Below are 25,086 nucleotides of genomic sequence, written 5' to 3' on the forward strand. Positions count from 1 at the left end.
ATCAGGCCGCCAGGTGTCGTGCCTGTCTTTGCGGCAGGGCCCGTGCAGCTTCGTTTTTTGCTTCTTTCGCTGCTTCTTTCTTTGTTTGCCTGGCCGGTGCAGATGCATCGGTTTTGTTGCTGCCCTGCTTGTGCATGGTTTGTCCGGCATAGTCGCTGGAAACGGCTGCCTGCACGGCTTCTGCACTCATGCCGCGTACTTCCTGCATCCATTTGCTGACCAGGCTCGCCAGGCGGTCGAGGGCGATGCGGTGGGTGGCGTCGGTGTTGGCGTACAGCCAGTCGGACAGGGCCATGAAATGTTCAAACGGGGCGTCTGCCAGTATCTGCGGCAGGGTATGGGAAAACCGGCCAGAATTGGCGATCATGTCCCAGTAGCGAGCGAAGCGCACCAGTCTTTGCATGTCGGCAAAGGGGATGTGTTTATTCGCCAGGATGGTGTACGGTGGTTGCGGGTCAAAGGCCAGTTCAAAGGCTTCGGTGTGGCGGATGATAGGCGTGCCGCGCAGGCGTTTGAGGATGCCGAATTGTATTTCGTGAGGGCCAAGTTCTACCAGGCGGTTAAAACCCTGAGCAAAACTTTCCATGGTTTCGCCCGGCAGGCCGGCAATCAGGTCCACATGCAGATGCGCATTTGAATGCTGGCACAACCAGCGTATGTTCTCGGCGGCTTTTTCATTGTTTTGCTTGCGGCTGATCAGTGCCTGCACTTCGGGGTTGAAACTTTGTATGCCGATTTCAAATTGCAGGGTGCCGTCGGGGAATTTCTGTATGCCTTCCTTCAATGCATCCGGCAAATGATCGGGCACTACTTCAAAGTGGGCAAACACCGGGTCATGTGGTGCGGCTTCCAGCTTGTCGAGGAAGAACTGCATGATCTTCAGGCTGGTCTTGATATTCAGGTTGAAGGTGCGGTCAACGAATTTGAACAGGCGTGCGCCGCGTTGATACAGACCTTCCATCTCTTGCAGAAACTGGTCTATATCGAAGGGCCAGGCGGTTTTGTCCAGTGCTGACAGACAGAATTCGCATTTGAACGGGCAACCGCGTGATGCCTCTACGTACAGGGTGCGATGGCGAATATCCTGGTCGCTATACAGGCTGTAGGGCAGTTGTATGTCTGCCATGGGTGGTTGCAGGCCAGCATGCACTTTCATCAGCGGTTTGGGGCCAGCGAGGATCTGCTGGCACAAAGAAGGAAAGCTGACATCGCCCCAGCCGGTGATGACGTAATCTGCCAGCCGGACAATCTCTTGTTCGGTGGTTTCATATGACACTTCGGGTCCGCCCAGCACGACCACGACATCGGGAGCGACACGCTTCAGTACGGCGACGATCTGGGTAGTCTCGACCACGTTCCAGATATAGACACCAAAGCCGACGACGAATTTTTTGCCGGGCTGGCGGTGTGCCAGGATTTTTTCGACGACATCCGTGCTGCGTGCACCGGTCACGAATTCCTGTATCTGTGTGATGGGCTGCAAGTCACCCATGTTGGCGAGCAGATAGCGCAAGCCCAGTGAGGCGTGGGCGTAGCGGGCATTGAGGGTGGTCAGCAGGATGGACATGGTACAGGAGGGCGCAGCGACTAAAAGCGCTATTGTACGCTGTAGTAAGGCCCTTGCCTGTTCCGCAGACAGCTTGCGCGTCTGGCTGGTAGGTCAGCCTGGCAAACTATGGATGCCTGTGTCTGCGATCAGGTTTGCAATAGACAAACGGGGACTGCCGGTGGGGCAAGTCAGTGTGCAGCGAAGCAGAGATTAGTCTGTCAGTGCAGCAGTCAGCATGACGATGGTAGCGATTAATTGCGCAAAGACGATGACGGTCAACATGGTATTTTTCCTTGTAAAAATGAATACAGTGTCATCATAAAAGATCAATACTTGCTAATCCAATCACATATTTGGATGTCTATTATATAAAATGTGAATGTCATGTGAATTTCATATTTCCAGATGTGATGGTGACGGGCATGCGGGTACCGCAGCTTGTCCTGATGCGCAGTGCGGGTTATGAATTTTTTGCGGCGGGTAAGGTGGCTGCTCGTATCGCATTTTTTTGCACGATTCCTTCCTTCTGCCGGTTCCTGATGTCACCTGTGTTTTGCCTGCTGCGCCCCGTTTCGACGTTTTTTTTCTGAATTTTCCGGACGTCGAAAAATACTTTGGAATGCTTTTTAAGCACTTCATTCTCCGAATTCTGCATTTCGTCGCATAGGCCTCGCAGATTGACAGGGCAAGCTCTAAAGTACACACATCAACCAACCACTAAAGAGGAAAACGAAATGAAAAACACAATCGCAAACACAATGAAAAGCGGCTTGATTCTGTCTACAGCACTGGTCGCCGGCGTACTGGCAATCGGCTCTGCATACACTCAGGTTCAGGCACAAGACAAGCAAGATAACGTTGCCGTGCAAAGCGTCACCATCGTTGCAAAACGCATGAGCGAAGAACAGAAAATCGCTTTTGATACTGCACAGGATGCAACCCATGTTGTGATGATCAGTGCCAAAAGATTGACAGCAGAACAGAAGATGGCAATGGACAAAGAAGACCAGTTTGAACGTTCACAACTGGCTGAAAAAACACCAGCCCGTCGCGTTCAAGGCTGAGAGGTATGTGTTTCATGTACTGGAAAGATGTGCTGCCTGATGCAGATGAGCTGAACCGGACCCGCGCTGTTTTCACGCATCTTTTTATGCGCTAGTGGCCCGTTTTTAAAACAAAGTTCTTCGATGCGGATAAGTAAATAATCGGAGATATTTGTTTTGAAAATGGGTTTGCAAAATTCAGCGCTACTGATGTGCGGTCCCGTCTCATTATGCAGACTGGTTATCTCGCTGCCCCAATTGCAATGCTGCAAAACAGCTTTGTATATTGCTGGCGGCGGCCCATTGCAATTCTTTGTCCTGCTGGCTGACGACATCGTCATTCACCAGCAGACGTAGTTTGCTGAGTTCGCTCGCCTGTCTGACGACCAGGCCCAGATTGTGCAGATTGTGCAGATCGTGCCGATACTGCGGGCTTTGTGTCGCATGATCGTTGTTGATCTGGGCTTGCAGAGCAGCCGTTACGGCATCGGGAAAATCCCATTGTTGGGCAACGCGGAAAGACAGCGACTGCGCCATGCGCAAAAACGATAGTCTGAATTCTGTGGACAGCGGCATGCGCTGATATTGTATGCTTTGATCCATAGTGCGGAAGGCAATGATCAAACCCACGTTTTGCAGCAGACCGGCCAGATAGGCATGAAAACTGTCCAGCCCTCTTTCCTGCGCTAGCAGGCGACAGGCCAGCGCGCAATACTCGGATTGCTGCCAGACGACTGGTGCCACGTGTTTGGTCAACTGACCGGATTGCAGTTGTATCAGTGGCCGGAAAGCCGAACGTGCGACCAGCATGCGCAAGCCATTGATACCCAACAGGCGCACGGCATTGTCGAGACTGCTGATCTTGTCGCTGGTACTGTAGTAGGAACTGTTGACTTCAGCGATCAGTTCAGCCACCAGTGACACATCTTTGGCGATATGCCTGGCCAGTTCATCACCGGACACATTTTCATTCCGCAGGCTTTTCAGCAATTGCGGCAAGACGCTGGGTACACGCGGGATCAGGCTGGAACCGGCAAATTCGGACCGGCATACCTTTTCCAGCGCCATCAGCAAGGGTTTTTCGAGATCATGGCCGAATGATTTGCCGTAGTCACCCAGCAGCCATGGAAAAAACCGGGCGTCGACATCGAATGCAGGTTTCCAGTTCAGGTCATTTGGGGCTTCTTCTGCTACACCGGCCATTTTGCTGGATGCGCCTGTTGCCAATGAGCCTGCATGCTGTGCATGGTCATTGCCAGCCGCGCTGCCGGAATCTGCTGTCAGGCCGAAAAGGCGTTTCAACATATCCAGCCCTAGCATGATACCTGCCCTTGTCCACGCATGATGGCGGGGTAGATTTCCTGAACCAGGAGGCAGGGCTTCAACATATCTGGAGTTTTCCTTTGTGGGCCTGTGGGCTGTGTGTAGGTTGATGTAGGTCTATGTAGGTATATGTAGGTATATGTGCGTATCTTTTTGCGCTTATCTTACATGTATCTTTTGGTAAATATTCTGTGGGGACCTACATTTTGTTGCATATGCAGCAGGGACAAATCCAGGCAACTTTCATAAGATTAAGCTTTTCATCCTTCCATGTCAGTTTGAATATTCAGGGAGTTCAAAAAATGGCCATATTTCTCAAATTATTTACCCTTCATCATAAAAAATTGTTGCTAACGCTTGTCTGCGTCAGCACGGCCATGGTTGGTTTGCCCGCATCTGTCATGGCCGGTACCTTGCGTGACAAAATCATGGAACGGCGGCAAGAGCGACAGGAACAAAAAGCCATGCAGGATGGCAAATCGGACGGTAAATCAGATGGCGGCCAGAGTGACGCAGATACAACAACTGTCAATGCAGCCGGGCTGCCGCCAGGTACCCGCGTGCTACGTGATATTGCCTATGGCAGCGACAAGCGGCAGACCATGGATGTGTATATGCCAGCTACGGCGATTGCTCATCCCGACATGCCTGTCATATTCATGGTGCATGGCGGTGCCTGGAAAATAGGTAACAAAACCGCGCGTGGGGTGGTTGAAAACAAGGCGGCGCACTGGCTACCGAAAGCCTATGTGTTTATTTCCATCAATTACCGCATGCTGCCCGATACCAGACCGCTGGAACAGGCCGATGACGTAGCCCGTGCACTGGCGATGGCACAGGGCCGGGCAGCAGAATGGGGTGGCAGCCGCAGCAAATTCATTCTCATGGGGCATTCTGCCGGTGCCCATCTGGTGTCCGTACTGGCCAGTAATCCTGCCATCGCCGGCAAAGCGGGTGCCAGCCCCTGGTTGGCTACCATTTCCATTGATAGTGCTGCCTATGACATCAACAGCATCATGGAACAAAAGCATTACCGTTTTTATGACGAGGCCTTTGGCAATGACCCTGCCTACTGGAAGGCGGCTTCACCCAGCCTGTTGCTGAAGCAACCAGCCGCAGCCTTCCTGGCCATCTGTTCTTCACAAAGACCGGACAAACCCTGCCTGCAGGCGGAAGCTTTTGTCAGCAAGGCCAAATCCCTGGGGATGCTGGCCCAGACCCTGCCGCAAGCCATGAGCCATGCGGATATCAATAAAACACTGGGGCAGGATAGTGCCTATACGGCTGCGGTGGACAAGTTTTTGAAAGAGGTGGACAGTTCCCTGCCTTAGCCCACATGTTGTTGTCATGTGTCGAATGGATCTGCACCTGCCGATCCATTCGCCAGCCTATGTCATGGCGGCTACTTTGAAATGTATTGCACGCCACCCTGCAAGCTGGTTTCGGGATTCAGGTGCATGTATAGGCTGCGCAAGAGACTGCCCTGTTCATCATCCTGCCCCAGGTGCCAGAACATGGCACCGGCCAGGCCGTATTTTTTCAGGTAAGTGACTTTGTAGGCAAAGGATTCTTCATTGTCATAGCTGATGAAGATTTTCTTGTCGGCGTTGTATATCCACGGCACTTTGGTGTCCGCGCCGAAATAGCTTTTATATCCCAGTGGAGATGCCAGCAGTTTCCTGATGTCGGCATACGTGGCTATGCGTGGGTCTTTGCGGGCGGCGCAGGCATCACAACCTGTCAGCAATCCAGGGTCGCCGACATATTCGTCACCAGACGGCGTTGCATGAGTTTGATACAAACCCCGCTTGTCCGGTCCGACCTGAAAGAAGGCGCGGCCATAAAATGGCAGGCCCAGCACCAGCTTGGCAGCGGGTACGCCAGCATGCAGATATTGCTGCACTGCTGCATCCACGGTCAGTGCAAACGGTGAAGGAAAGCGCTGTTCCAGCACTTTCTTGCTGAGCGCCGGTTTGAAAGGCAGTGCGCGCAATGGGTTTTCAAACAGGTGTTCGCCAGCATTGCCGTACAGATGGGCATTGTGGTTGGTCTGCTGTTCCCACGGGCCGTTCAAGTCATAGGTCATGAGATTGATGTAATCGAGCTGGGCGGCAATCTGTGGCAAATACAGGTAGGTGCGCGCCATATTAAAGGCACCGCCGGCAGCAGCGATGGTCAGTTGCCAGGCGGGTTTGCCGGTACGCTTTTCCTGTTTCAGTTGCTGGCGGATTTCTTTCAGCAATGCCACAAAGTTGGCACTGTCTTCTGCACGCGGATATTCCCAGTCTATGTCGATTCCATCGAAACCATATTCACGCATGAAGGCGATGCAGGACTGTGCCAGTTTTTGTCTGGCATTGCTGCTGGCAGCAGCCTTCCGGTAGCGTCCTACCGTGGCACTGTCATCATTGGTGTAAGACCAGCCTCCTATGGAAAACAGAATGCGCAAATCGGCATTGTGTTTTTTCAGGCCCTGTAATTCATCAAACACCTTGCGTGCCATTCGTGGGTCGGTACCTTCTTCCAGTGCACATTGCCCTTCTTCACTGATGTTGAGGAAAGAGTAATTGATATGGGTCAGCATGCGCGCTTTTTCTGGCGTGATGGCAGATACCGGGAACTCTGTCTTGCCATCGGCATAGCTGTTGATCTGGTCTTTTTCCAGCAGGTAATAGCCGATGACGACAGGTTTTTTCACTTCAGTTGCCATAGCGACAGAAGCTGTACACAAGATCAGCGAAGCCAGCACGCCCGGCAAACCGCGAAGCAAGGAGGAGGTGAAGAGTTGGACAAAAGGTTTCATGGCGACAGCATGCAAGCACAGATGAAATGGGTCAACAGATTTTTGTTTGTTGGATTATCGGGGCATACCACTGATGCTACTGGCTTTAGCTATGAGCATACCAGTCCACCAGCATACCAGACTGGTATGGCATACTGTCTGCCTACTGTGAAGGAAAGCTGCATCATGACACACACCGCAACCGAAGAAAGATTGATTGACCTGGAGATACGCCTGACACGTCAGGATGATCTGGTGGATACCCTGAATACCCAGGTCTACAGGCAGCAAAAGAAAATTGATGAACTTGAAGCGCTGTGTACCGCGATGGCGGTACGCATACGCGAAGTGGCCGTGACGGCCAGTCAGCGGACAGCGGTGGTGGATGAAAGGCCGCCGCATTATTGAGGCTGGTGTGGTTTGCTGATGCAGATTCTGGCCAATTGAAGCACTGTATTCTTGTTGACCTTACTTCAGCGCAGGCGCACTGCTATCCGGAGCAATATGCTTCACAAAAAAATGACTGATCAATCCCCTCCCTTTCAAGGGGAGGGTTAGGGTGGGGATGGGTTCCGGTCAATTGACTGTCAATGAATTTGCAGCAAAACCTCATCCCAAGCCCTAAAGCAGATGATTACTGGCTGAGCTATAATTTATATGTCTGGCTATTCAAGCCAGATGCAGGTGAATGGACACAGATTCACCAGAAGGAACGACCTTCCCCGCTTTGGGAACGAATGTCCGGGACGGCCCGGCTCTTTGAAAGGAGAGCCATCATGGCTTGGATATTATTGGTCGTTGCAGGACTCTTTGAAGTCGTCTGGGCTTTCGCTATGAAGCAATCGGATGGCTTCACAAAATTAATCCCCTCTGCCGTGACTATTGCTGGCATGCTCATTAGCATCGTTTTGCTGTCACTGTCCATGCGCAGTCTTCCACTTGGTACTGCATACACAATCTGGACCGGTATCGGTGCCCTTGGTGCCTTCATCGTAGGCATAGTCTTTTTGGGCGAACAACTGAATTTCACTCGCGTTTGTGCTGCTGTACTTATCCTGTCCGGCTTGGTGATGATGAAAATGTCGTCACCAGATTAAGGTCTATTTGCAGATGGATTTGAGATCCAGCGCCGGATCGCCGGATGTATCTGTAACCAGCCTGATGTTGTTTTTACTGGCGCTGCGACCGATGACGCTACCGCCTCCGGGTTCTGCATAGGCCGGGTCAGCCTGTGCCTGGGCCAGTGTCACGTAACGGGCACCGGCGGCATCCAGCCGGGCCAATACGTCGGGCAGCGTGACGGCGCTCCAGCCGCCGATGTGGGTGAGCAGCACTTGCGGGATAACGCGCCCGTACACGCGCTTTGAGTTTTCTTTCATGTTGGCGATGCCGGTGTCGACGCCTTGCAGGTAGTGGACTTTCATACGTTCTATGCTGGCGGTATCCGCCTTGCCGACACAGCGTGCATAGGCATCGGTATAGTCCCAGTCGCTGAAGGCAATGCTGACATCCGCAATTTTATAGCCGCGATCGCGCAGGAAGGCGAACGCCTCATCGCGTCGGGTGGTACCGACGGACAGGTAGGGAAAGCGCAGATAGCGCCAGAAGGCCTCTTCCATCCTGCTTGCAACTGCTGGCTCGCCGGCAATCACATCGGCTTGCCAGGCTTCCAGCGATGCTGCTTTCTCAATGTTCATGTGGCTGTAAGTGTGGTTGCCCAGCGGGTAGCCAGCCTGACGCCAGATATCAAGAACGGCGGCGTTGCCCGTATCATCAGCCAGCCGGGCGGCGTTGACAAAGCCGAAGGCTTCCGGCACGCCGTGCGCTTTGAAGCTTTTGATATGGGATGCGGCAATGCCTGCCCGTGTCATTCCTGGTGGCAGCTGGCCATGAGCCGGCATGTCGTCCACGGTGATGGTAATATCGAAGGTGTCGGCAGCCCATGCCGGTACGGCACTACCGACCAGCAGTGCCGCCATGATCCAAACAGTTTTCATGGTGTATTCAGTCTCGTTTATTCTGCCTGATATACCCATTTTCCACCCTTGATCTGTACCATCACGCGTGCTCTTTGATCCAGGCCCAGGTGGTCGCTTTTACTCATGTTGACGACACCATTGGTGGTGGCCAGCCCTTGAGTAGCTTCAAGGGCATCACGCAAGGCGGCGCGGAATTCGGCGGTGCCAGGAGTGGCTTTCTTCAAGGCCACGGGTATGGCTTGCTGCAACAGCAAACCGGCGTCCCAGGCATAGGATGCAAATGCGGCCAGGCTGCCTGCACCATAGGTGGCTTCAAACTTGTTGGAAAAATCCAGCGCAGCTTTTTTGACGGGATTGCTGTCGGCCAGTTGTCTGGCCACCATGACCGGGCCGGTCGGCAGGTAGGTGGCATCGCAGTCCTTGCCGCAAACGCGCAGGAAGTCGCTGTTGGCGACGCCATGGTTATGATAGATGCGGCCCTTATAGCCACGTTCGGCCAGGGTTTTGGGTGGCAGCGCAGCAGGCGTGCCAGAGGCACCGACGACGATGGCATCGGGGTTGCTGGCCATCAGTTTCAAGACCTGGCCGACGACGCTGTTGTCATTGCGGCTGAAACGTTCTGTGGCTACGACTCTGATTTTTTTCAGCTCGGCGTATTTGCTCACTTCCACCAGGAAGGCTTCACCCAGGGCATCAGAAAATCCAATGAAGCCCATGGTCTTGACACCCTTCTTGCTCATGTCTTCGGCAATCGCGATTGCCATCATGGTATCGGTCTGCGGCGTCTTGAACATCCAGGCTTTGTTGGCATCCATAGGTTCGATGATGCGGTTGCTGGATGCCAGGCTGATGGCGGGTGTCTTGCCTTCACCTATCACAGCCAGCATGGCGAGGGAATTCGGGGTCGTGGTGGAACCGATGATGGCATCGACTTTTTCTTCGGAGATTAGCTTGCGGGTATTGGTCACGGTTTGCGTGGTGTCGGACGCATCATCAAGGACAATGTATTCCACTTTTTTGCCTGCGATTTCCTTGGGTAGCATGGCAATCGCATTTTTCTCGGGTATGCCCAAAGAGGCAGCCGGTCCTGTCGATGAAATGGTCACGCCTATCCTGATTTGTGCCTGCGCGCTGATACCTGTGCAGAGCAGCGTTGCTGTCAGTGCCAGCAGGCTTTTTTTGAGTTGGGTATTTGTTTTCATGTTGTCTCCGTATTTTTTGTTGTGAAGAATTTTTATAGTGTGCAAGGTACCGATAAAAAACCGCGAAAGCGTGCGCGCCCACCTCTGACGGGTAGTGCGCTCAATACATAATTGGGGTACCGTGCCAGCAGGCGCGAAATCGCCACCCTGCCTTCCAGCCGCGCCAAAAACATGCCCGCACATTGATGTATGCCGGATGCAAAGGCCAGATGGCGATTCGGGTTGCGGCTGAGGTCGAGCTGGTCTGGATCAGGAAATTGCAAGGGGTCGCGGTTGGCCGCGCCTATGCACAGGCTGATGCGGCTGCCAGCGACAATATCGGTGTCGCCGATTCGCGTATCCACCGTTGTCATGCGATTACCCAACTGATTGGAACTTTCAAAGCGCAAAAATTCTTCGATGGCGGTGTTGATCATTTCTGGCTGGGCGATCAGGCGGGCTTTTTGTTCTGGCCATTCCTGCAAGGCGACCAGGCCATTGCCGATTAAATTTGTTGTGGTTTCATGTCCGGCATTCAGCAAGAAAATACAGTTTTGCAAGAGCTCGGTTTCCGTCAGTTTTTCACCATTGGCTTCACCTTCTATGAGGCGCGTCAGCATGTCGGTTTTGGGGTCACCAGGGTGCAGGCGGCGCCTTGCAACCAGCTCTTTGAGATAGGCCAAAAACTCGGCAACACACTGATTGGCATAGGCAAAAAATTCTGGCGTGATGGCGGGTTCCAGCGCACCCAGTATCGCTAGTGACCATTCACGCAGGGGTTCACGTTCATCATGCGGCACTGCCAGCAAGTTGCCTATGATTTCTACCGGGATGGCGGACGCGAAATCGGTAATCAGGTCAACCTCTGCCTTGTTTTCCATCTGGTCCAACAAACCATCTACCAGCTTGATCAGGCCGGGTTCGGTATCGGCCATGGCTGCTGGTGTCAGGCCACCCATGATCAGGCGACGTACCCGCGTGTGCAGTGGCGGGTCATTGAACACCAGGCTATTGGTGTGATGTTCATACAGCAGCGAATCACCATAGCGCGGTTTGAATTCCAGTTTCTTGTCTGAGCTGAAGGTCTTCGCATCCTTGTACGCCTGCACGAGGTCGGCATAGCGCGTCAGCAGGTAAGAACCATCCGGCATCTTGCGCACGGGCGTCTGCTCGCGCAGGGCGTGGTAGTAGGGATAGGGGTTCTGGTAAAAACCTGCGGGCAGGTGGCGCAGGTCAAAATCATCGCTGATGAGTGGCGCTGGCGTGACGCTATTCTGATACTGAGAAGGCATAAAAAACCCGGCAAAGGACAGAGTTTGCACTGTGTCCGATTTGCCGGGTACTGTCAATCAGGCAGATGACAATTCAGATTATGGCAGTGGTGCATAGTTCAAAGGTGTCCAGGCATAGCCCTTGCCCTCTTTGCGCACATAGCCCAGGGCAGGAAACGCCAGATGGGCGGCGCCGACCAGATAGCCTTGCTGCGCTGCATCACCATAGGCTTTTTGTCTTTGTGCGTAAGCAGCCTTGCTGTCACTGTCAAACTTGATGGTGACCGCAGGGTTGTCAAACTGGACTGCGGCGACATGCATCAGGTCACCCCACAACATCAGGGTCTGGCCTTTGCTTTCGACTTTGTACGCAGTGTGACCAGGGGTATGGCCGTGGGCTGCTACTGCCTTGATACCTGGCGCCAGTTCAGTGTCGCCTTCAAACGGTTTCAGTTTGCCAGCCTGCACATAAGGCTTCAGGATAGCGATGGATTTTTCAAAGCCGCCCTTGGCATCACCAGTGGCCTTGTCCAGATTGGCCTGACTTAACCAAAAATCCGTGTCATGCTGGTCTATACGCACGATGGCATTTGGGTAGACTGCCTTATCTCCATCCACCAGACCGCCGATGTGGTCGGCATGCATGTGGGTGATGTAGATTTCATCGATTTGTTCAGGCAGGTAACCGGATGCTTTCAGGTTGGCCTGCAGTTTGCCCACGGTAGGTCCAAAGAATACGCCCGCGCCGCTATCAATCAAAATCAGCTTGCTGCCGGTATTGATGAGGAAGGCATTGAACGAGGTCGTCAGCGGGCTTTGCTGGTGGTATTTGGCGAGTGCCTTAGTGACTTTTTCTGGCGTGGTATTGGTCAGCAGCTTGTCAACAGGCAAGGCAACGGTGCCATCAGACAGCACGGTAATTTCAAAATCGCCCAGCATGCTGCGGTAAAAACCTGGTGCTGAGGTTTTCGCCATGGGGGCGGCGGCGTGGGCGCTCATGGCTGGAATACCAAACACGGCAATACCTGCCAGGATGGATGAGCTGAACAGGCCGGAACGAAGCAAACTTTTCAATTGCATGGTTTTTCCTTAGGATCTGGTAGGGTTCAGCAGGTGACAGCCAGCTTGTGGCTTGGCTGTAAGAGGCAGAATGCTCTCCTGCTACGGATAGAAGCGAAGCTATTATGCCGAATTTTTGCAAAGTCCGTCGCCGCACACGCAAGGTGTGCGACTGATGCCTAACTGATGCCTAACTGATCAGGGTCGCGGTCAGGGATTCGACGTCTTCTGCCGATTCAGACAGGATGGAAGACAGGGTGCCTTCACCGACGGCGAAATCAATTTCCGAAGCGGATTGGCGTATGCTTTCTGGCGAGCGTGGGTCCAGCGGCGAAGGTACGGCAGCCAGTTCATTGGCCAGCAGCAGTGTATCACCCAGGGTTTCTGGCGGCATGACGCGCATGCCATACCACAGTGCTTCGACGGCAGAGACCACACGTTTGGGCACCAGCAATTTATTCAGGACGGCACGACCGATAAAGGTTTCATCGGTTTCCGCCAGGTCATCCGGCGATGGCGGCGCAGTTTCTATATCCAGCAAGGCTGGAAATTCCTGGGCGCGCGACAGCAGGTAAAAACCGCCTACCTCATGCACGATACCGGCAAACAGCGCCGTTTCGGCATCCACCTTGCTGACTTTACGGGCAATCAGGTGGGCCAGTGCTGCCACATAGGCGGAATGACGCCACAGCGCCTCCATTTTGGCGCGTATGCCAGGATGGGAAACGGCTGCACTTAATTGCCGCATGACAACGGCAGCCGTCACGGAACGCAGGGTATTGAAACCGAGTATGGTGATGGCCGTGCGGATATTGGTGACCCCGCCGCCAAAGCGGTTATAGGCGACAGAATTGGCGATGGCCACCACGCGGGCCGACATCAAAGGTTCTGTCATGACCAGTTTGGCCGCTGTTTCTATGCCGCAGTCCGGGTCATCCAGAGCTTGCTGTATTTTGAGTGATGCGTTGACATTGGTCGGAAAAACCAAATCCCCATTGCTGGCTTGTTCAACGATGCTTCTTAGTGCTTCCGACTTGTTCATATACATTTCTAGATAGAAAAGACCCGAAGCGAGGGTCTGTTCCTATCTCTCGCTTAACTTTTTAACTTTTATTGAAACCCAATACCCTCACTAGTTTACCAGCAGTTGACATAATCAAGTTGGAATCCGCATTTTCACTGTCCGGCGGCGCGGCACTGACTTTGGTCGGCTGTACGCGACGGACATGCTTGCTGGCAGCATCCAGCTTGAAGGCAGTGACGGTGCGGGCCAGGATATTGGCTTGTTCCTCCATGCTTTCAGCCGCTGCTGCTGCCTGTTCTACCAGCGCTGCATTTTGCTGCGTCATTTCATCCATCTGGGTGATGGCACGGTTGACTTCTTCTATACCTGAGCTTTGTTCCTGGCCGGCAGCACTGATCTCGGTCATGATATCGGCCACATGTTTGACCGAAGTCACGATCTCCCCCATGGTTTTGCCGGCGGCATCGACCAGCTTGCCGCCTGCATCGACTTTTTCAACCGAATCGCTGATCAGGGTCTTGATTTCCTTGGCGGCACTGGCGCTGCGTTGGGCCAGATTTCTGACCTCCGACGCCACCACGGCAAAGCCACGCCCCTGCTCACCGGCACGGGCAGCTTCTACCGCCGCGTTCAGCGCCAGGATATTGGTCTGAAAGGCAATGCCGTCAATCACGCTGATAATGTCGACGATCTTGCGCGAGCTTTCCTTGATGGAATTCATGGTGTGGACTACCTTGCCTACTTCTTCGCCGCCCTTGATGGCGAAGTTGGACGCCGAGGTCACCAGGCCATTCGCCTGTCTGGCATTGTCTGCATTGTGCCTGACAGTGGCGGTGATTTCTTCCATGGTGCTGGCGGTTTCTTCCAGCGCACCGGCCTGGGTTTCCGTGCGTGAAGACAGGTCGGCGTTACCGCTGGAGATTTCACCTGCGGCAATCGCGATAGCATCGGTACCCTGACGGACTTCGCTGACGATATGGTGCAGATTGTCATTCATTTCTTTCAGCGCATTCAGCAGTTCGCTGATTTCATCGGTACCGTCAGAGGTTTCGCGGAAAGATAGTTCACCGGCAGCAACCTGTTTGGCGATGACGACCGCTTCGCGCAGTGGCGTGGTAATGCTGCGTGTCAAAAATACCGAGAAGCCTGCGCCTATCAGTAAAATCACAGCGCCAATCGCAAACAGGGTGGTCGTCAGTTGTTTGCCCTTGCTTTCGGCAATGCTGGACAGTTCAGCGGCGGCCTTGTTTTGCAGATCAACCAGTTTATTAATTTCCAGTAAAGCCTTTTGTTGCAAGGGGTCAATTTTGGTGGCAATTACCTTGACGGCTTCTTCACCGTTGAATGCCAACAACATTTTTAAGGCTTCTTTGGTGGGAACATCGATTTCCTTGTCCATTTCTGAAACGGTATCGAGGATTTTTTTCTCTTCATCTTTCAGACCGAGGGCGATCAGTTTGTCGCGTGCTTCGGCAAAGCGACTCTGTTGCTTTTTTGAGATAGCTTTTTGCTTGTCGATTTCACTAATTTCGCTTTGCAGGCCGATATTGCGTATGGCAATGCCGCTTTCCAGCATGCTGCTTTTCATGGTGGCAGCCAGCTCGGTTTTGGCGTGCGAAAGCTCCAGGCCAGCGACCATTTCCTTGCGGTTGCTGGCGCTGAAGATGCTGTCGATGACAAGGATGAGAATCAGGGTGGCGAGTATTACACCAAAACCGACTGCAAGTCGGGTTCCTATGCGCAAGTGACGCAAGTTCATCGTGTATCTCCCAGAAAAAACTTCGTTTGCTACAAAATGCGAAAAAATATTTTTCAAGATTCAACATATCAGACTCAGGGGAAGAGAAAATCCGGTATGTCTTTGTAACGGTGAAATAAGCTTCGGTAGGAAGTAGTGCGCCTTACCTGGATTGCATTGCTATACAGAAATTGTGAACGCTGTATTCATACTATGCCAATTCTGTTTTGTTGCAAAGCAGCAAAACGGCAAGTTTTTGTTAAATTCTGTGGATTACTACATGCCTATATTGATGACCATCGTGGTGCTGCTACTCTCTGCCAGCCTGATTTTTGTCTGGACGCGCTGGCGACGTGCTGCCCGGGCTGACTACATACGCAGTTATATGTTTCCGCCCGGACTGTTGGAAAGACTCCACAAACAGCGTACTGACCTGTCCATAAAAGATCAACAATTGGTGGCAAGGGCACTGAGGCAGTTTTTCCTCGTTTATCTGAAGTCGGGTTACAAGCATATCGCCATGCCTTCACTGGTCGTTGATGAGCTTTGGCATGAATTCATTCTCTACACCAAAAATTACGAACAATTCTGTAACAAGGCGTTTGGCCGTTATATGCACCATACGCCAGCCGCCGTGCTGGGCAGCAATCTGCGCAATAATAGTGGTCTGCGTCGCACCTGGTGGTTTGCCTGCCTCGAAGAAAACATCAACCCCCGTCGTGCCACCCGCTTGCCCCTGCTGTTTGCGCTGGATGCCAAATGGAATATTGCCGATGGCTTTCGCTATGAACCCAATTGCAGCGCCCTGCGTACCAATACAGATGGCACTGTATATTGCGGCGGTGATTTTTATGGTGGTGGCAGCAGTGACAGCCCGTATGATTTTGGTGATACCGCACGGGATAGCGGCAGTAGTGACAGTGGTGGTGACAGCGGTGGCGACAGTTCGGGTGGTGGTTGTAGCGGAGGCTGTGGTGGCAGTGATTAAGACAGTAAACACATTCTAAGAGGCTGGCCGGTGAAGCGGGCCTGGCTATGGCGACAGGCTTTAGCCGCTGCCCGGCTTGAGGGCAGCATTGCTGCTTTCCAGTCTGTCCATGAGTATTTTCTTTTCGCCATCATGGAAATTCAGGAATTCCAGCCCGATACGGAAAGAAAATTGCGACAGTATGGTGTACACCATCTTGCTTTCGACTTCTATTTTCTGGGCGTGCAGGCCTACATTCAAGGGTGGCAAGGTCATGATCAGTTTGACTCTGCCATTGAAAAAGACATTGTAGTCACAGAACATGCTGAGGCCATTTTCTGAAATGTCATTGATCTTGCCGTGATAAGTCAGTTTTTTGCCACTGAACTCATGAATCAGGGCAATTTTCCATTTCACCAGATAACGGCTGTGCGAACGCGGCAGTTGCGCCTTGATTTCATTGAATTTGACAAGGATCTTGGAAGCAGGTGCACCGTCAGGGGATGGGGCATCCTGCACCGGAACCACAAAAGCCGGTTCCGGATCAATCCCGGGAACAACAAAGGGCGGTGTTAAGGGGGACGCCAAGGGTGGAGTTAAGGGAGCATCTACGACCACGCCCTTCGCATCCTTATCCGGCAAGACGACAGGCGTTTCTGGCGCTACCGTATCAGCGCCATAAGAGACTTTTCTTTTTCCGGGCAGTTTGTGCATGACACCATTATATAGAAAAAAGCCGAAATAATTTCCATATGGAAATTATTCTCATTTCCCATCAAAAGCTTTTTATACCTGTGATTGTCAGTCACTACATCAAAAGAAGACAGAACTTTCTTTTCTATATTGTCATGGCCGGGATGATCAAATTTTGCCAGGCCGCCTAGGTATGCAGTGCATGTGTCGGTGTGGCTTAGGTACTCACCACCCGCTTCGCCGGTCTGAACTGTTCGCGGTAACTGGCCGGTGACAATCCCGAATGTCGTTTAAACAGGCGGCGGAAGGAACTGGGGTCGCTGTAGCCGGTGCGCTCGGCCACCTGTTCCAGCGTCAGTGTGGTGCTTTCCAGCAGGCGTTTGGCGATATCCATCTTGATTTGCTGGGCGTAACTGGCTGGCGTGGTATCCAGGGTCTGGTGGAAATGCCGTATCACCGTGCGTTCACTGACGGCCAGATGTTCCGCCAGTGCAGGCAGGCGGAAAGGCAGGTGGTGATTCTGGTTCAGCCATTTCTGGGCACGCTGCACCAGCAGGTTTTCATGCGGCTGGCTATCTTGCTGGGTCAGGGTCAGCATTTGCATGTATGGCATCTGTGATGCGCGATTGGCATCGATCAGCAGTGTCTTGGAAACGCCGGTGGCAACATCCTGCCCGCCAAATCTTTCTACCAGGTGGTAGGCCAGGTTCAGATAGCTGGTAGCTGCGCCGCTGGTCAGGATATTTTCATATTCACTCAATACCTGGGCCAGACGCAGTTGTACCTCTGGGTAACGGGCCTTGAAGGCCCGTTCCAGCCACCAGGTGGTGGTGGCATGCCCGCCATTCAGCAAACCAGCTTCGGCCAGTACGAAAGTGGCACTGCAATTCGATGCCAGTACCGTACCCTGACGGTGTTTTTCACGCAGGATAGGGAAGACATCGCGCATATCATGCAAATTACCCAGCAGGCCGGCAACACCATTGCCGACATAAATGCCGGGCAGGATAATCACATCTGCCTTGCTGTCTGCCTGTATCGGACCATTCGCAACCAGGCTGACCCTGGCTGGTGTCATGACGGGTTTGCCATCGAGAGAGCGCAGGCTCCACTTAAATAGCGGACCGACATCATCCCGGTTTTTGATGGCCCAGATCGCATTCGCCACCGCAAACACATCCAGCGGGCCAGTGACGGCAGATGCCATGCATTGTGGGTACAGCCAGACTTCGATATCAACCATTTGTCGTAATCTGCATTAAAAGAGTCAATACTGACACTATCCACCTTTTCCCGCAATATTTAGAATAGCTGTAAGAATAGTCAACATGGAAGACCAGCATGCAGGCAGAAAAAAATCTCGCACCCAGTGGCGACATACCCGACATACCCGATGCACCCGATGAACATGCGCAACGGCTGAACCAGTTCGGAGCCCCATTCCTGCCCGGCCATTTGGGCATACGCATACTGTCGGTAGAAAAAGGACGCGTCACCGCAGAATTGCCGGTGCAGCCGCATTTGCTGGCCCCCAACGGTTATCTGCATGCCGGCAGTGTGGTGACGCTGGCAGATACTGCCTGCGGTTATGGCTGCATCAGCAGCCTGCCAGCAGGGGCACAAAGTTTTACCACTGTGGAACTGAAGTCGAATCACCTGGGTACAGCCCGTGAGGGCACCATCAGCGTCGTTGCCACCGGTGTACATCTGGGCCGCACCACTCAGGTCTGGGATGCCGTGGTCAGTTACCAGGGCAAGACCATTGCCTTGTTTCGTTGTACACAAATGATTTTATTTCCCCGTAAGGATGCATGATGAGTACAGAAACCGAAGCAGTCTTGCAGCAATGGCTGGCCCGTGAAGCCGAAGTGCGCGCACGCATGGCAGAACCTGGCGTTGCTACGCTGGATCAGTTGAAAGCCGTCAGCGGTATCGATTTCCTGCTAGGTATCCTGAATGGCGATTACCCGGTCGCCCCCATAGGCAAGACGCTGGATTTCATTCCGGTAGAAGGTGAGCCAGGCCGTATCGTGTTCCAGGGCACGCCCGGTGTGCAGCATTACAATCCGCTGGGTAGCGTGCATGGCGGCTATTTCTGTACCCTGCTGGATTCAGCAGTGGGTTGTGCCGTGCAATCCATGCTGCCCAAGGGGGTTGGTTATACCACGCTGGAAATCAAGGTGAATCTGATACGGGCCATGAACAGCAAGACCGGGCCGGTGCGGGCTGAGGGTAAGGTGATACAGGTAGGGCGGCAGGTGGGGACGGCAGAGGGGCGTATTGTGGATGCGGCGGGGAAGGTTTATGCGCATGCGACGACGACGTGTCTGGTGTTTCCCTTGCCTTGACTGAGGTTTGGTAAGCCACACGATGGTTTGCCGCATCAGTTGCTGTGCTGATTTTTACTCCTTCTCCTTCAAGGAGAAGGCAGGGATGAGGATGGGGTTCTGTCGATGAACGGCAATCACAAATTCGTCGCTGTAGGTTGGGCTGCGCTTTATCAGCCCAACACTGGGCGCATCAAGCACGTATTCGTCATTGCGAAAGTTGGAATCCACTGGGCGGTGCTCCAGTGGTGGTCGTTGCATGCTTGAGTTGTGTAAAGCAATTGCCCTTCGTGGATACAAGCCGGGTCTCGGCCCGGCGGCCGAGATACTTTCTTTTGCTTCGCCAAAAGCAAGTATCCAAAGAAAAGGCGACCGCAGACTTGCCCTTCGGGTGCTTACGCTGCGCTTCAGCACAATTTGTGCATCACAAAAAATGGGAAAGTTTCGAAACTCGCCTTCGGCTCAAACACGAAGCTTTCTGATCCATTTTCTGTGATGCACAAATTACATCGGTGTAGCAGGGAATTCGGATTGCATGCAATCCGCCTGCGTAACGACATCGCCTTACAAGGCGATGTGTCTCCCTATAGGGACACAGGGCCCAAGCGGATTAACGTCAAAGGCAACGTCAAACCCAACAGCAACGTCAAACCCAGTGGCACCACAACGGCAATTAAATTACCGTAATTAGCTTGTGTTTCCCCTTATTTCTTCGCCGATTCCTTCTCCTGCAAAGTCCTCCACATCACCTTCCCCGTACCTGACTTCGGCAGGCTGTCCACGAAATCCACAAATTTCGGTACCTTGTAGGCGGCCATTTTGTCGTGGGCCCAGGTCATGATGTCTTCGGCGGTGATGTCGCTGCCGGGTTTTTTGACGATGACGGCTTTCACGGTTTCGCCGCGGTAGGCGTCGTGGGCGGAGATGATGCAGCATTCCTGTATCGCCGGGTGCTGGTACATCATGGATTCGACTTCGGCTGGCCAGACTTTGAAGCCGCTGGCGTTGATCATGCGTTTCAGGCGGTCGGTGAAGAAGAAGAAACCTTCCGGGTCAATGTAACCAAGGTCGCCGGAGCGGAAGAATTGCTTGCCGTCGAGTTCGGCAAATGAATCGGCGGTCTTTTGCGGATCATTCCAGTAGCCCTGGAAGACTTGTGGGCCGTTGATCCAGATTTCGCCGGTTTCACCCTGTTTTACTTCCTGCAAGGTGGTGGGGTCCACCACGCGCGAATCGACGTTGAAATACGGCATGCCCAGACATTGTTGCTTCATGCGCTGCGGCGGATTGAGGTGGGACGGGGCCATGGTTTCGGACAGGCCGTAACCTTCCATATACACCTGCCCCGACAGTTCCAGCAGTTTTTGGGCAATGGCAGCCGGCATGGCCGCACCACCGCCGGATACCCTGGTCAGTTTGGAAATGTCATATTCGCCCAGACGTGGATTCGACAGGAAATCGATCATCATCGATGGCACCAGCGTCCAGTTGCTGACGGCATAACGGGTAATCAGTTGTCCTGCGGCGTCGCGGTCCCAGCGCGGCAGTATCACCAGGGTGCCGCCGCAATAGATCATGGCATTCATGACCGACTGCATGCCGGTCACATGAAAGAAAGGCAAGACTGCCAGTGCCACATGGGTGGCGACTATCGCACCCGACCAGGTGGGGCTGCCGACGATGTTGAACATGACCGAGCGGTGATTGTGTATGCAACCTTTGGGTTTGCCGGTAGTTCCTGACGTGTAAGGCATACAGGCCAGGTCATCCGGTCCGGCTTGATGGATGTTGGGTTGGTGTCCTGCCTGGATGGCTGCCTGCCAGCTGCTGACGCCGGCCTGATCAGGTACTTGCCGTTCTGCCTTGACGAAATCAGGGATGGTCAGGTCAGTGGCTACGCGTAAATGGTCAGAGTAAGTGGCTACTACGGCATTTTGCAATGTCCCATGGCCAATCAACGGTTGCAGGCGCGCAAATATCTCTTGCGATACCAGGGCCGTTCTGGCACCGCTATCGGCGATGTAATGTGCCAGTTCATCCGACATCAGCATTGGATTGACCGGTACCACCATGGCGTCTGCGCGCATGATGGCGTAAAAGCCGATCACGAATTGCGGGCTGTTTTGCATATTCAGCAAGACCCTGTCGCCTTTTTGTACGCCACAAACCTGTTGCAGATAGCCCGCCAGTGCCAGCACTTCTTCGTGCAACTGGCGGTAAGTGATGACCGAGTCATAAAAGACGATGGCCGGTTTGTCTGGAAAACGTAGCGCTGACACTTGCAAATTCGTGTAAACGCTGGCTTCCGGCGTAATCAGATGATGGGGCAGGCCTTGCGGCCAGTGGGCATAATGCAAAGTGTTCATATCGCAGTGTCTCCGGGTTTTGGTCGGTTTTTTTATTAGAGTGCCACACCTAAAGCATTTTTGCACGGTCGTTCGTAAAAAAATCCCGTCTGACCAAAACTTGAAACATTTTGTCAACACTTGGCGTAAAGGTATTGCAATTGCCAGCATGAAGCTACAATGGTGAGAATTTCTCTATTTTGTAAGTCATCGGAGTCAGCGTGTTTCAGCAAATCAAAACAGCCTTAGTCGTTTTTTCCAGCCTGGCATTGGTGGCTTGCGGTGGCGGGGGCAGCAGCAGTTCGGGCACGTCAGGCGGCACGACCGCCAATCCTATGGCGATTTCGGTTCCCGATGCCCTGACGGTGACTAGTGGCGCACCCCTGAGTTTTACCGGCCAGGCCAGCAGCACGGCCGGTGTCATCACGAATATGTACTGGCAGGTAGAAAACCTGACCCTGTCGGCCAATGCACTATCAGCCGTGACCAACGCCGATTGCAAAACCATACAAAAAAGTACCAGCGGTGCGGAAGCCAGTTGCGTCTTGCAGGTGACGCCACCCGCCTTGCTCACCGCCGACTACACCTACAAGTTCACCCTGAATGCAGTTGATGTCAAAGGCAATATTGTCAAGGCATCCACGACTTTGGTGGTGAAACAGGAAGCGTCCACCACGGCCAACCCTGTGGCCAAGGTCAGCGGCAATACCACCGCTTCATCCGGTGACAAGGTCAGCCTGACTTGCGCCGGCAGCGGTGGTACACCTGCCACCACGGGCGAGCCTTATTCTTACCAATGGGTGGTCAGCGATGCCGCTGGCACGACCATCACCCTGGCACCGACAGATACCGCTGCGACCAGCTTTACCGCACCTGTGGTGACGGCTTCAACTGCCGTCAAGTTGCAATGCCGCGTTACGGATGACAAGCAAAAGGTCGGTACTGCCACCCAGACAGTCACGGTTGCACCCATCATCAAACCGACAGTGGTACCTATTTCCTATAGCGGTGGAACTGTCGTGGCGGGTGCCACGATTACCCTGGATGGCAGCAAATCCGTAAAATATGATGTCAATGGCAAAGCGGACTCCAGCACACCGATTTATTATTTCTGGAAACAAAAATCCGGCCCTACGGTAGAGGTGTTCAATGCCTTCTCCAGTGTCGCCAGCACCGCCCTGCCCAAGCTCATCAGCACCAGAACCGCTTTCGTGTTCACGCTGAATGTATCCAATTCGGTGATTACATCCGGCGGTTTTTCACTGGATCCTATCACCCAGCTGGATGTGGTGTTTTATGTTGATCCGCTGACACCGATTTCTTTGGTGTCGTATTCCCCTACCCAGGTTGCGCTGTCGGGTAGTGCCGTCACGCTGAAGGTGGATGCACCTTCGAATACCGGATCGAATATCGTCTATTACAGCTGGTCACAAGTGGCCGGGCCTACGGTATTTATCGCCGGTGCGAGCACCGCTAACGCCGGGTTTATCGCCCCGACAGTGACTACTGATACGATACTGATTTTCCGTGCTAGTGGCAGTTATCAACCGATTACCGTCGCCAATCCTGCTACCGCATCCATTGATGTACTGGTACTGGTACAGCCTTTACCCAAATAGAATTGACAGGACTTACGCAAAACCGACCCAGCTGCCTTGCAGCTCCTCGCCGCAGTTTCCGTACTGTCTCCGTCGTTACGGTGCAGTCGGGGTTTCAGGCGACCTGTCGCCTGCTGCTGACTGGCAAATAATGATTGGCGATGTATAGTTGAAAAAAAGCCCCGCTGTCTTGCAACCAGGACGGCGGGGCTTTTTCATGCTGATTCAGTGTCTATTCACGTGCAATGATTTTATGCCTGCCCAGTTCACGTTGGCGTGTCAGGGTCTTGGTGGCCACGAAAATTTCACGCAGGAAGTAGATGAAGCTACCTATCAGTGAAAAAACCCCTGCTACGAACAGGAGTGCAATCGGCTTGTCCAGACTTAAACTGGTGGCGTCACCCAGAAACAGGGTCGCGATGACCAGGCAGATAAACAAGCCACACGAGGTACTAAGCGTGATGGCCCGGTTAATCAGGTGTGAGCGTTCATACAGTTCCTGCAATTCTTCTTCCAGACCGGGTGTTACCGGTACAGCGGCGTTGTCGCCATGCAGTAACTCTTCGACTACCCGCGACCTGTCAATGATGCGTGCCAGGCGATTGGTCAAGACCGAAAGCGTGGTGCCCACGCCGGTCAGCAGGAAGACCGGGGCAATGGCGAGTTGGATGATGTGGCTGACGTCACCTAGCTGTAAATTAATCATGTTTTTTATCCTTAAGCTTTTTTCCGGATTTTACAGGGGAGCACGCCCTGGCGGGCAAACATGAACAGGTCTTTTGGCGTATTCTGACACTTTCGCTGACATTTTCATCTGCATATTGCCTGTAGGAGTTTCCATGTCCATATCCCCGCGTTCGCCAGCTATCTTTTTGGGTCATGGCAGTCCCATGAATGCCCTGGCCGACAATGAATATACCCGTGCCTGGCATGACCTTGGGCAAACGGTGGCACGCCCTAAGGCGATCCTGATGGTGTCGGCCCACTGGATGACGCGTGGGGTGGCCGTGACAGCTATGCCAAGACCAAGGACGATTCATGATTTTGGCGGTTTTCCGCAAGCCCTGTTTGATATTCAGTATCCGGCTGCCGGCGCCCCTGCCCTGGCGGCCCGCGTGGCTGAATTGCTGGCACCCATGACGGTGGTGCAAGACCAGCAGTGGGGTCTGGACCACGGCACCTGGTCAGTGCTGGTAAAGATGTACCCGCAAGCAGATGTGCCTGTCGTGCAACTGAGCCTGGACTTGTCACAGCCAGCCGCCTGGCATTTTGAACTGGGACGACAATTGAGTGTCTTGCGTGACGAAGGTGTGATGCTGATGGCCAGTGGCAATGTGGTCCACAATCTGCGTCGCATGTCACAACAGGTGCGTGCCTATGACTGGGCGCAACGTTTCAATGACAACATGCGTGCAGCGATTCTCGATGAAGACTGGGACAAGCTGGTGCATTATGAACAGTTCGGCAATGATGCCAGCCTGGCTGTACCGACCAATGAACATTTCCTGCCCCTGCTGTATGTACTGGGCAGCAAGCGACCAGATGAACGATTGGCTCTGTTTGCCGAAGGCATGGAACTGGGCGCCATCAGCATGATGTCGGTGGCGGTTTCCTGAGCGATGTTGCAATTAATGATTGCGCGTTTTGATCGGTATTGAACTTGAAAAAAAGAAATATATTCCTTCTCTTGTTTGTCCCCATTCTGGCTTACTGCGAATTTTCTGACGAAATCAACAGTCGATTGTACGGAACGGCGGTCGATCTGGTGTCTGCCAGCAAACCAATCGAAGACTCATTTTTTACACCAAATTTTGTCCACATGCAGGTGGCGCCGGACAACAGCTTGCGCCTCGCGCTCAGGGCTCCTTTTTATGATTCCGGGGATATCGCCAGACCTTATCTGACAGTAGATGACGCGGGTCATGGTGTCTTGCATATCGACGTCAAGCGGCAACTGCAGATAGTTGGGAAAAAATGCGAATTTCAGCGCCAGTTGGTGATACAAATTCCGGCACAGCATTGGCAAAAACTGAACGATCTGGCTTTATATAACCACAACACGGATGACGCCGCAGGTAGCAGTATGCCCATCTCCGATCGTGCGTATTTACACGCGAAACAGCATGAATCAGTGCAACAGGTGGCTTGGGAAAAGCTGACAGAAAGCCAGTCTTGCTGACTTCCTGTCTATTGTCCTCAATTCGTCC

Annotated in this window: 24 protein-coding genes; 11 read left to right on the forward strand and 13 right to left on the reverse strand. The window is 53.2% G+C overall.

The features are described from left to right. Position 1 precedes the first annotated feature (1 nt). Complete coding sequence (locus ACO0LK_RS24005) at positions 2-1,567, reverse strand: DUF4080 domain-containing protein (protein ID WP_422979583.1); 1,566 nt, start codon at positions 1,565-1,567, stop codon at positions 2-4. Positions 1,568-1,935: 368 nt separating this feature from the next. Between ACO0LK_RS24005 and ACO0LK_RS24010 the strand changes: the two genes are divergently transcribed. After that, positions 1,936-2,139: a hypothetical protein gene (locus ACO0LK_RS24010; protein ID WP_422979585.1), complete on the forward strand. Its 204-nt coding sequence runs from the start codon at positions 1,936-1,938 to the stop codon at positions 2,137-2,139. Positions 2,140-2,283: 144 nt separating this feature from the next. After that, on the forward strand, positions 2,284-2,613 hold the full coding sequence (locus tag ACO0LK_RS24015) for a hypothetical protein (protein WP_186950566.1): 330 nt from the start codon (positions 2,284-2,286) through the stop codon (positions 2,611-2,613). Positions 2,614-2,820: 207 nt separating this feature from the next. Here ACO0LK_RS24015 and ACO0LK_RS24020 read toward each other — a convergent pair whose 3' ends face one another. Continuing rightward, a complete protein-coding gene (locus tag ACO0LK_RS24020; RefSeq protein ID WP_422979587.1) occupies positions 2,821-3,897 on the reverse strand; it encodes an HDOD domain-containing protein in 1,077 nt (358 codons plus the stop codon). 320 nt (positions 3,898-4,217) lie between these two features. Between ACO0LK_RS24020 and ACO0LK_RS24025 the strand changes: the two genes are divergently transcribed. Continuing rightward, positions 4,218-5,246, forward strand: coding sequence for an alpha/beta hydrolase (locus ACO0LK_RS24025; RefSeq protein ID WP_422979589.1), 1,029 nt, complete (start codon positions 4,218-4,220; stop codon positions 5,244-5,246). 71 nt (positions 5,247-5,317) lie between these two features. On the opposite strand, the gene ACO0LK_RS24030 is transcribed toward ACO0LK_RS24025, so the two are convergent. Continuing rightward, the gene (locus ACO0LK_RS24030) at positions 5,318-6,718 is read right to left on the reverse strand and encodes a glycoside hydrolase family 18 protein (RefSeq protein ID WP_422979591.1); all 1,401 of its coding nucleotides are present in this window, start codon (positions 6,716-6,718) and stop codon (positions 5,318-5,320) included. Positions 6,719-6,883: 165 nt separating this feature from the next. On the opposite strand from ACO0LK_RS24030, the gene ACO0LK_RS24035 reads away from it, so the two are divergent. Beyond that, the gene (locus ACO0LK_RS24035) at positions 6,884-7,105 is read left to right on the forward strand and encodes a SlyX family protein (RefSeq protein ID WP_422979593.1); all 222 of its coding nucleotides are present in this window, start codon (positions 6,884-6,886) and stop codon (positions 7,103-7,105) included. A gap of 368 nt (positions 7,106-7,473) precedes the next feature. Continuing rightward, positions 7,474-7,794, forward strand: a complete 321-nt coding sequence (locus ACO0LK_RS24040; protein ID WP_422979638.1) for a DMT family transporter — start codon at positions 7,474-7,476, stop codon at positions 7,792-7,794. Between the two features lie 3 nt (positions 7,795-7,797). Here ACO0LK_RS24040 and ACO0LK_RS24045 read toward each other — a convergent pair whose 3' ends face one another. The 6 genes from ACO0LK_RS24045 to ACO0LK_RS24070 all read right to left on the reverse strand — a co-directional run bounded on the left by ACO0LK_RS24045 (position 7,798) and on the right by ACO0LK_RS24070 (position 14,970). Beyond that, on the reverse strand, positions 7,798-8,694 hold the full coding sequence (locus ACO0LK_RS24045; protein ID WP_422979595.1) for a polysaccharide deacetylase family protein: 897 nt from the start codon (positions 8,692-8,694) through the stop codon (positions 7,798-7,800). 17 nt (positions 8,695-8,711) lie between these two features. Then, a complete protein-coding gene (locus ACO0LK_RS24050; RefSeq protein WP_422979596.1) occupies positions 8,712-9,878 on the reverse strand; it encodes an ABC transporter substrate-binding protein in 1,167 nt (388 codons plus the stop codon). A gap of 32 nt (positions 9,879-9,910) precedes the next feature. Beyond that, entirely contained in the window at positions 9,911-11,149 is a 1,239-nt protein-coding gene (locus ACO0LK_RS24055; RefSeq protein WP_422979598.1) for a cytochrome P450, read from the reverse strand. Between the two features lie 78 nt (positions 11,150-11,227). Then, on the reverse strand, positions 11,228-12,208 hold the full coding sequence (locus tag ACO0LK_RS24060; protein ID WP_422979600.1) for an MBL fold metallo-hydrolase: 981 nt from the start codon (positions 12,206-12,208) through the stop codon (positions 11,228-11,230). A 169-nt stretch (positions 12,209-12,377) separates the two neighbouring features. Beyond that, on the reverse strand, positions 12,378-13,229 hold the full coding sequence (locus tag ACO0LK_RS24065; protein ID WP_422979602.1) for an HDOD domain-containing protein: 852 nt from the start codon (positions 13,227-13,229) through the stop codon (positions 12,378-12,380). Positions 13,230-13,290: 61 nt separating this feature from the next. Beyond that, positions 13,291-14,970, reverse strand: a complete 1,680-nt coding sequence (locus ACO0LK_RS24070; RefSeq protein WP_422979604.1) for a methyl-accepting chemotaxis protein — start codon at positions 14,968-14,970, stop codon at positions 13,291-13,293. Between the two features lie 259 nt (positions 14,971-15,229). Here ACO0LK_RS24070 and ACO0LK_RS24075 point away from each other — a divergent pair, with 259 nt between their 5' ends. Continuing rightward, on the forward strand, positions 15,230-15,937 hold the full coding sequence (locus ACO0LK_RS24075) for a glycine-rich domain-containing protein (RefSeq protein ID WP_422979606.1): 708 nt from the start codon (positions 15,230-15,232) through the stop codon (positions 15,935-15,937). 60 nt (positions 15,938-15,997) lie between these two features. Here the strand turns inward: ACO0LK_RS24075 and ACO0LK_RS24080 are convergent, their stop codons facing one another. Further along, positions 15,998-16,630, reverse strand: coding sequence for a PilZ domain-containing protein (locus ACO0LK_RS24080; RefSeq protein ID WP_422979607.1), 633 nt, complete (start codon positions 16,628-16,630; stop codon positions 15,998-16,000). A gap of 196 nt (positions 16,631-16,826) precedes the next feature. After that, positions 16,827-17,852 (reverse strand): GlxA family transcriptional regulator, encoded by a 1,026-nt coding sequence (locus ACO0LK_RS24085; RefSeq protein ID WP_422979609.1) that lies wholly within the window; start codon positions 17,850-17,852, stop codon positions 16,827-16,829. Positions 17,853-17,950: 98 nt separating this feature from the next. Between ACO0LK_RS24085 and ACO0LK_RS24090 the strand changes: the two genes are divergently transcribed. Both ACO0LK_RS24090 and ACO0LK_RS24095 read left to right on the forward strand, forming a co-directional pair. Then, a complete protein-coding gene (locus tag ACO0LK_RS24090; RefSeq protein WP_422979611.1) occupies positions 17,951-18,424 on the forward strand; it encodes a PaaI family thioesterase in 474 nt (157 codons plus the stop codon). After that, on the forward strand, positions 18,424-18,957 hold the full coding sequence (locus ACO0LK_RS24095; RefSeq protein WP_422979613.1) for a PaaI family thioesterase: 534 nt from the start codon (positions 18,424-18,426) through the stop codon (positions 18,955-18,957). The genes ACO0LK_RS24090 and ACO0LK_RS24095 overlap by 1 nt, the downstream gene beginning before the upstream one ends. A gap of 683 nt (positions 18,958-19,640) precedes the next feature. Here ACO0LK_RS24095 and ACO0LK_RS24100 read toward each other — a convergent pair. Beyond that, positions 19,641-21,302, reverse strand: a complete 1,662-nt coding sequence (locus tag ACO0LK_RS24100; protein WP_422979615.1) for a long-chain fatty acid--CoA ligase — start codon at positions 21,300-21,302, stop codon at positions 19,641-19,643. 200 nt (positions 21,303-21,502) lie between these two features. Here ACO0LK_RS24100 and ACO0LK_RS24105 point away from each other — a divergent pair, with 200 nt between their 5' ends. Then, the gene (locus tag ACO0LK_RS24105; protein ID WP_422979617.1) at positions 21,503-22,900 is read left to right on the forward strand and encodes a hypothetical protein; all 1,398 of its coding nucleotides are present in this window, start codon (positions 21,503-21,505) and stop codon (positions 22,898-22,900) included. A 211-nt stretch (positions 22,901-23,111) separates the two neighbouring features. On the opposite strand, the gene ACO0LK_RS24110 is transcribed toward ACO0LK_RS24105, so the two are convergent. Then, on the reverse strand, positions 23,112-23,582 hold the full coding sequence (locus tag ACO0LK_RS24110; RefSeq protein ID WP_422979640.1) for a DUF2721 domain-containing protein: 471 nt from the start codon (positions 23,580-23,582) through the stop codon (positions 23,112-23,114). Between the two features lie 136 nt (positions 23,583-23,718). Between ACO0LK_RS24110 and ygiD the strand changes: the two genes are divergently transcribed. Together ygiD and ACO0LK_RS24120 are read left to right on the forward strand one after the other, a co-directional pair. Further along, entirely contained in the window at positions 23,719-24,495 is a 777-nt protein-coding gene (gene ygiD, locus ACO0LK_RS24115; RefSeq protein ID WP_422979619.1) for a 4,5-DOPA dioxygenase extradiol, read from the forward strand. Positions 24,496-24,533: 38 nt separating this feature from the next. Continuing rightward, positions 24,534-25,058 carry a hypothetical protein gene (locus ACO0LK_RS24120; RefSeq protein ID WP_422979621.1) on the forward strand — a complete coding sequence of 175 codons (525 nt, stop codon included), beginning with the start codon at positions 24,534-24,536 and terminating at the stop codon, positions 25,056-25,058. Positions 25,059-25,086: the final 28 nt, after the last annotated feature.

The sequence above is a fragment of the Undibacterium sp. Ji49W genome (assembly GCF_049340205.1).
Lineage (GTDB): Bacteria > Pseudomonadota > Gammaproteobacteria > Burkholderiales > Burkholderiaceae_D > Undibacterium.

Coding starts and splice junctions, on each gene's coding strand:
- ACO0LK_RS24030 (WP_422979591.1), bottom strand. CDS start 6,718: ATGAAACCTTTTGTCCAACTCTTCACCTCCTCCTTGCTTCGCGGTTTG.
- ACO0LK_RS24060 (WP_422979600.1), bottom strand. CDS start 12,208: ATGCAATTGAAAAGTTTGCTTCGTTCCGGCCTGTTCAGCTCATCCATC.
- ACO0LK_RS24025 (WP_422979589.1), top strand. CDS start 4,218: ATGGCCATATTTCTCAAATTATTTACCCTTCATCATAAAAAATTGTTG.
- ACO0LK_RS24005 (WP_422979583.1), bottom strand. CDS start 1,567: ATGTCCATCCTGCTGACCACCCTCAATGCCCGCTACGCCCACGCCTCA.
- ACO0LK_RS24020 (WP_422979587.1), bottom strand. CDS start 3,897: ATGTTGAAACGCCTTTTCGGCCTGACAGCAGATTCCGGCAGCGCGGCT.
- ACO0LK_RS24040 (WP_422979638.1), top strand. CDS start 7,474: ATGGCTTGGATATTATTGGTCGTTGCAGGACTCTTTGAAGTCGTCTGG.
- ACO0LK_RS24090 (WP_422979611.1), top strand. CDS start 17,951: ATGCAGGCAGAAAAAAATCTCGCACCCAGTGGCGACATACCCGACATA.
- ACO0LK_RS24070 (WP_422979604.1), bottom strand. CDS start 14,970: ATGAACTTGCGTCACTTGCGCATAGGAACCCGACTTGCAGTCGGTTTT.
- ACO0LK_RS24035 (WP_422979593.1), top strand. CDS start 6,884: ATGACACACACCGCAACCGAAGAAAGATTGATTGACCTGGAGATACGC.
- ACO0LK_RS24100 (WP_422979615.1), bottom strand. CDS start 21,302: ATGAACACTTTGCATTATGCCCACTGGCCGCAAGGCCTGCCCCATCAT.
- ACO0LK_RS24075 (WP_422979606.1), top strand. CDS start 15,230: ATGCCTATATTGATGACCATCGTGGTGCTGCTACTCTCTGCCAGCCTG.
- ACO0LK_RS24080 (WP_422979607.1), bottom strand. CDS start 16,630: ATGCACAAACTGCCCGGAAAAAGAAAAGTCTCTTATGGCGCTGATACG.
- ACO0LK_RS24055 (WP_422979598.1), bottom strand. CDS start 11,149: ATGCCTTCTCAGTATCAGAATAGCGTCACGCCAGCGCCACTCATCAGC.
- ygiD (WP_422979619.1), top strand. CDS start 23,719: ATGTCCATATCCCCGCGTTCGCCAGCTATCTTTTTGGGTCATGGCAGT.
- ACO0LK_RS24085 (WP_422979609.1), bottom strand. CDS start 17,852: ATGGTTGATATCGAAGTCTGGCTGTACCCACAATGCATGGCATCTGCC.
- ACO0LK_RS24045 (WP_422979595.1), bottom strand. CDS start 8,694: ATGAAAACTGTTTGGATCATGGCGGCACTGCTGGTCGGTAGTGCCGTA.
- ACO0LK_RS24050 (WP_422979596.1), bottom strand. CDS start 9,878: ATGAAAACAAATACCCAACTCAAAAAAAGCCTGCTGGCACTGACAGCA.
- ACO0LK_RS24015 (WP_186950566.1), top strand. CDS start 2,284: ATGAAAAACACAATCGCAAACACAATGAAAAGCGGCTTGATTCTGTCT.
- ACO0LK_RS24065 (WP_422979602.1), bottom strand. CDS start 13,229: ATGAACAAGTCGGAAGCACTAAGAAGCATCGTTGAACAAGCCAGCAAT.
- ACO0LK_RS24095 (WP_422979613.1), top strand. CDS start 18,424: ATGAGTACAGAAACCGAAGCAGTCTTGCAGCAATGGCTGGCCCGTGAA.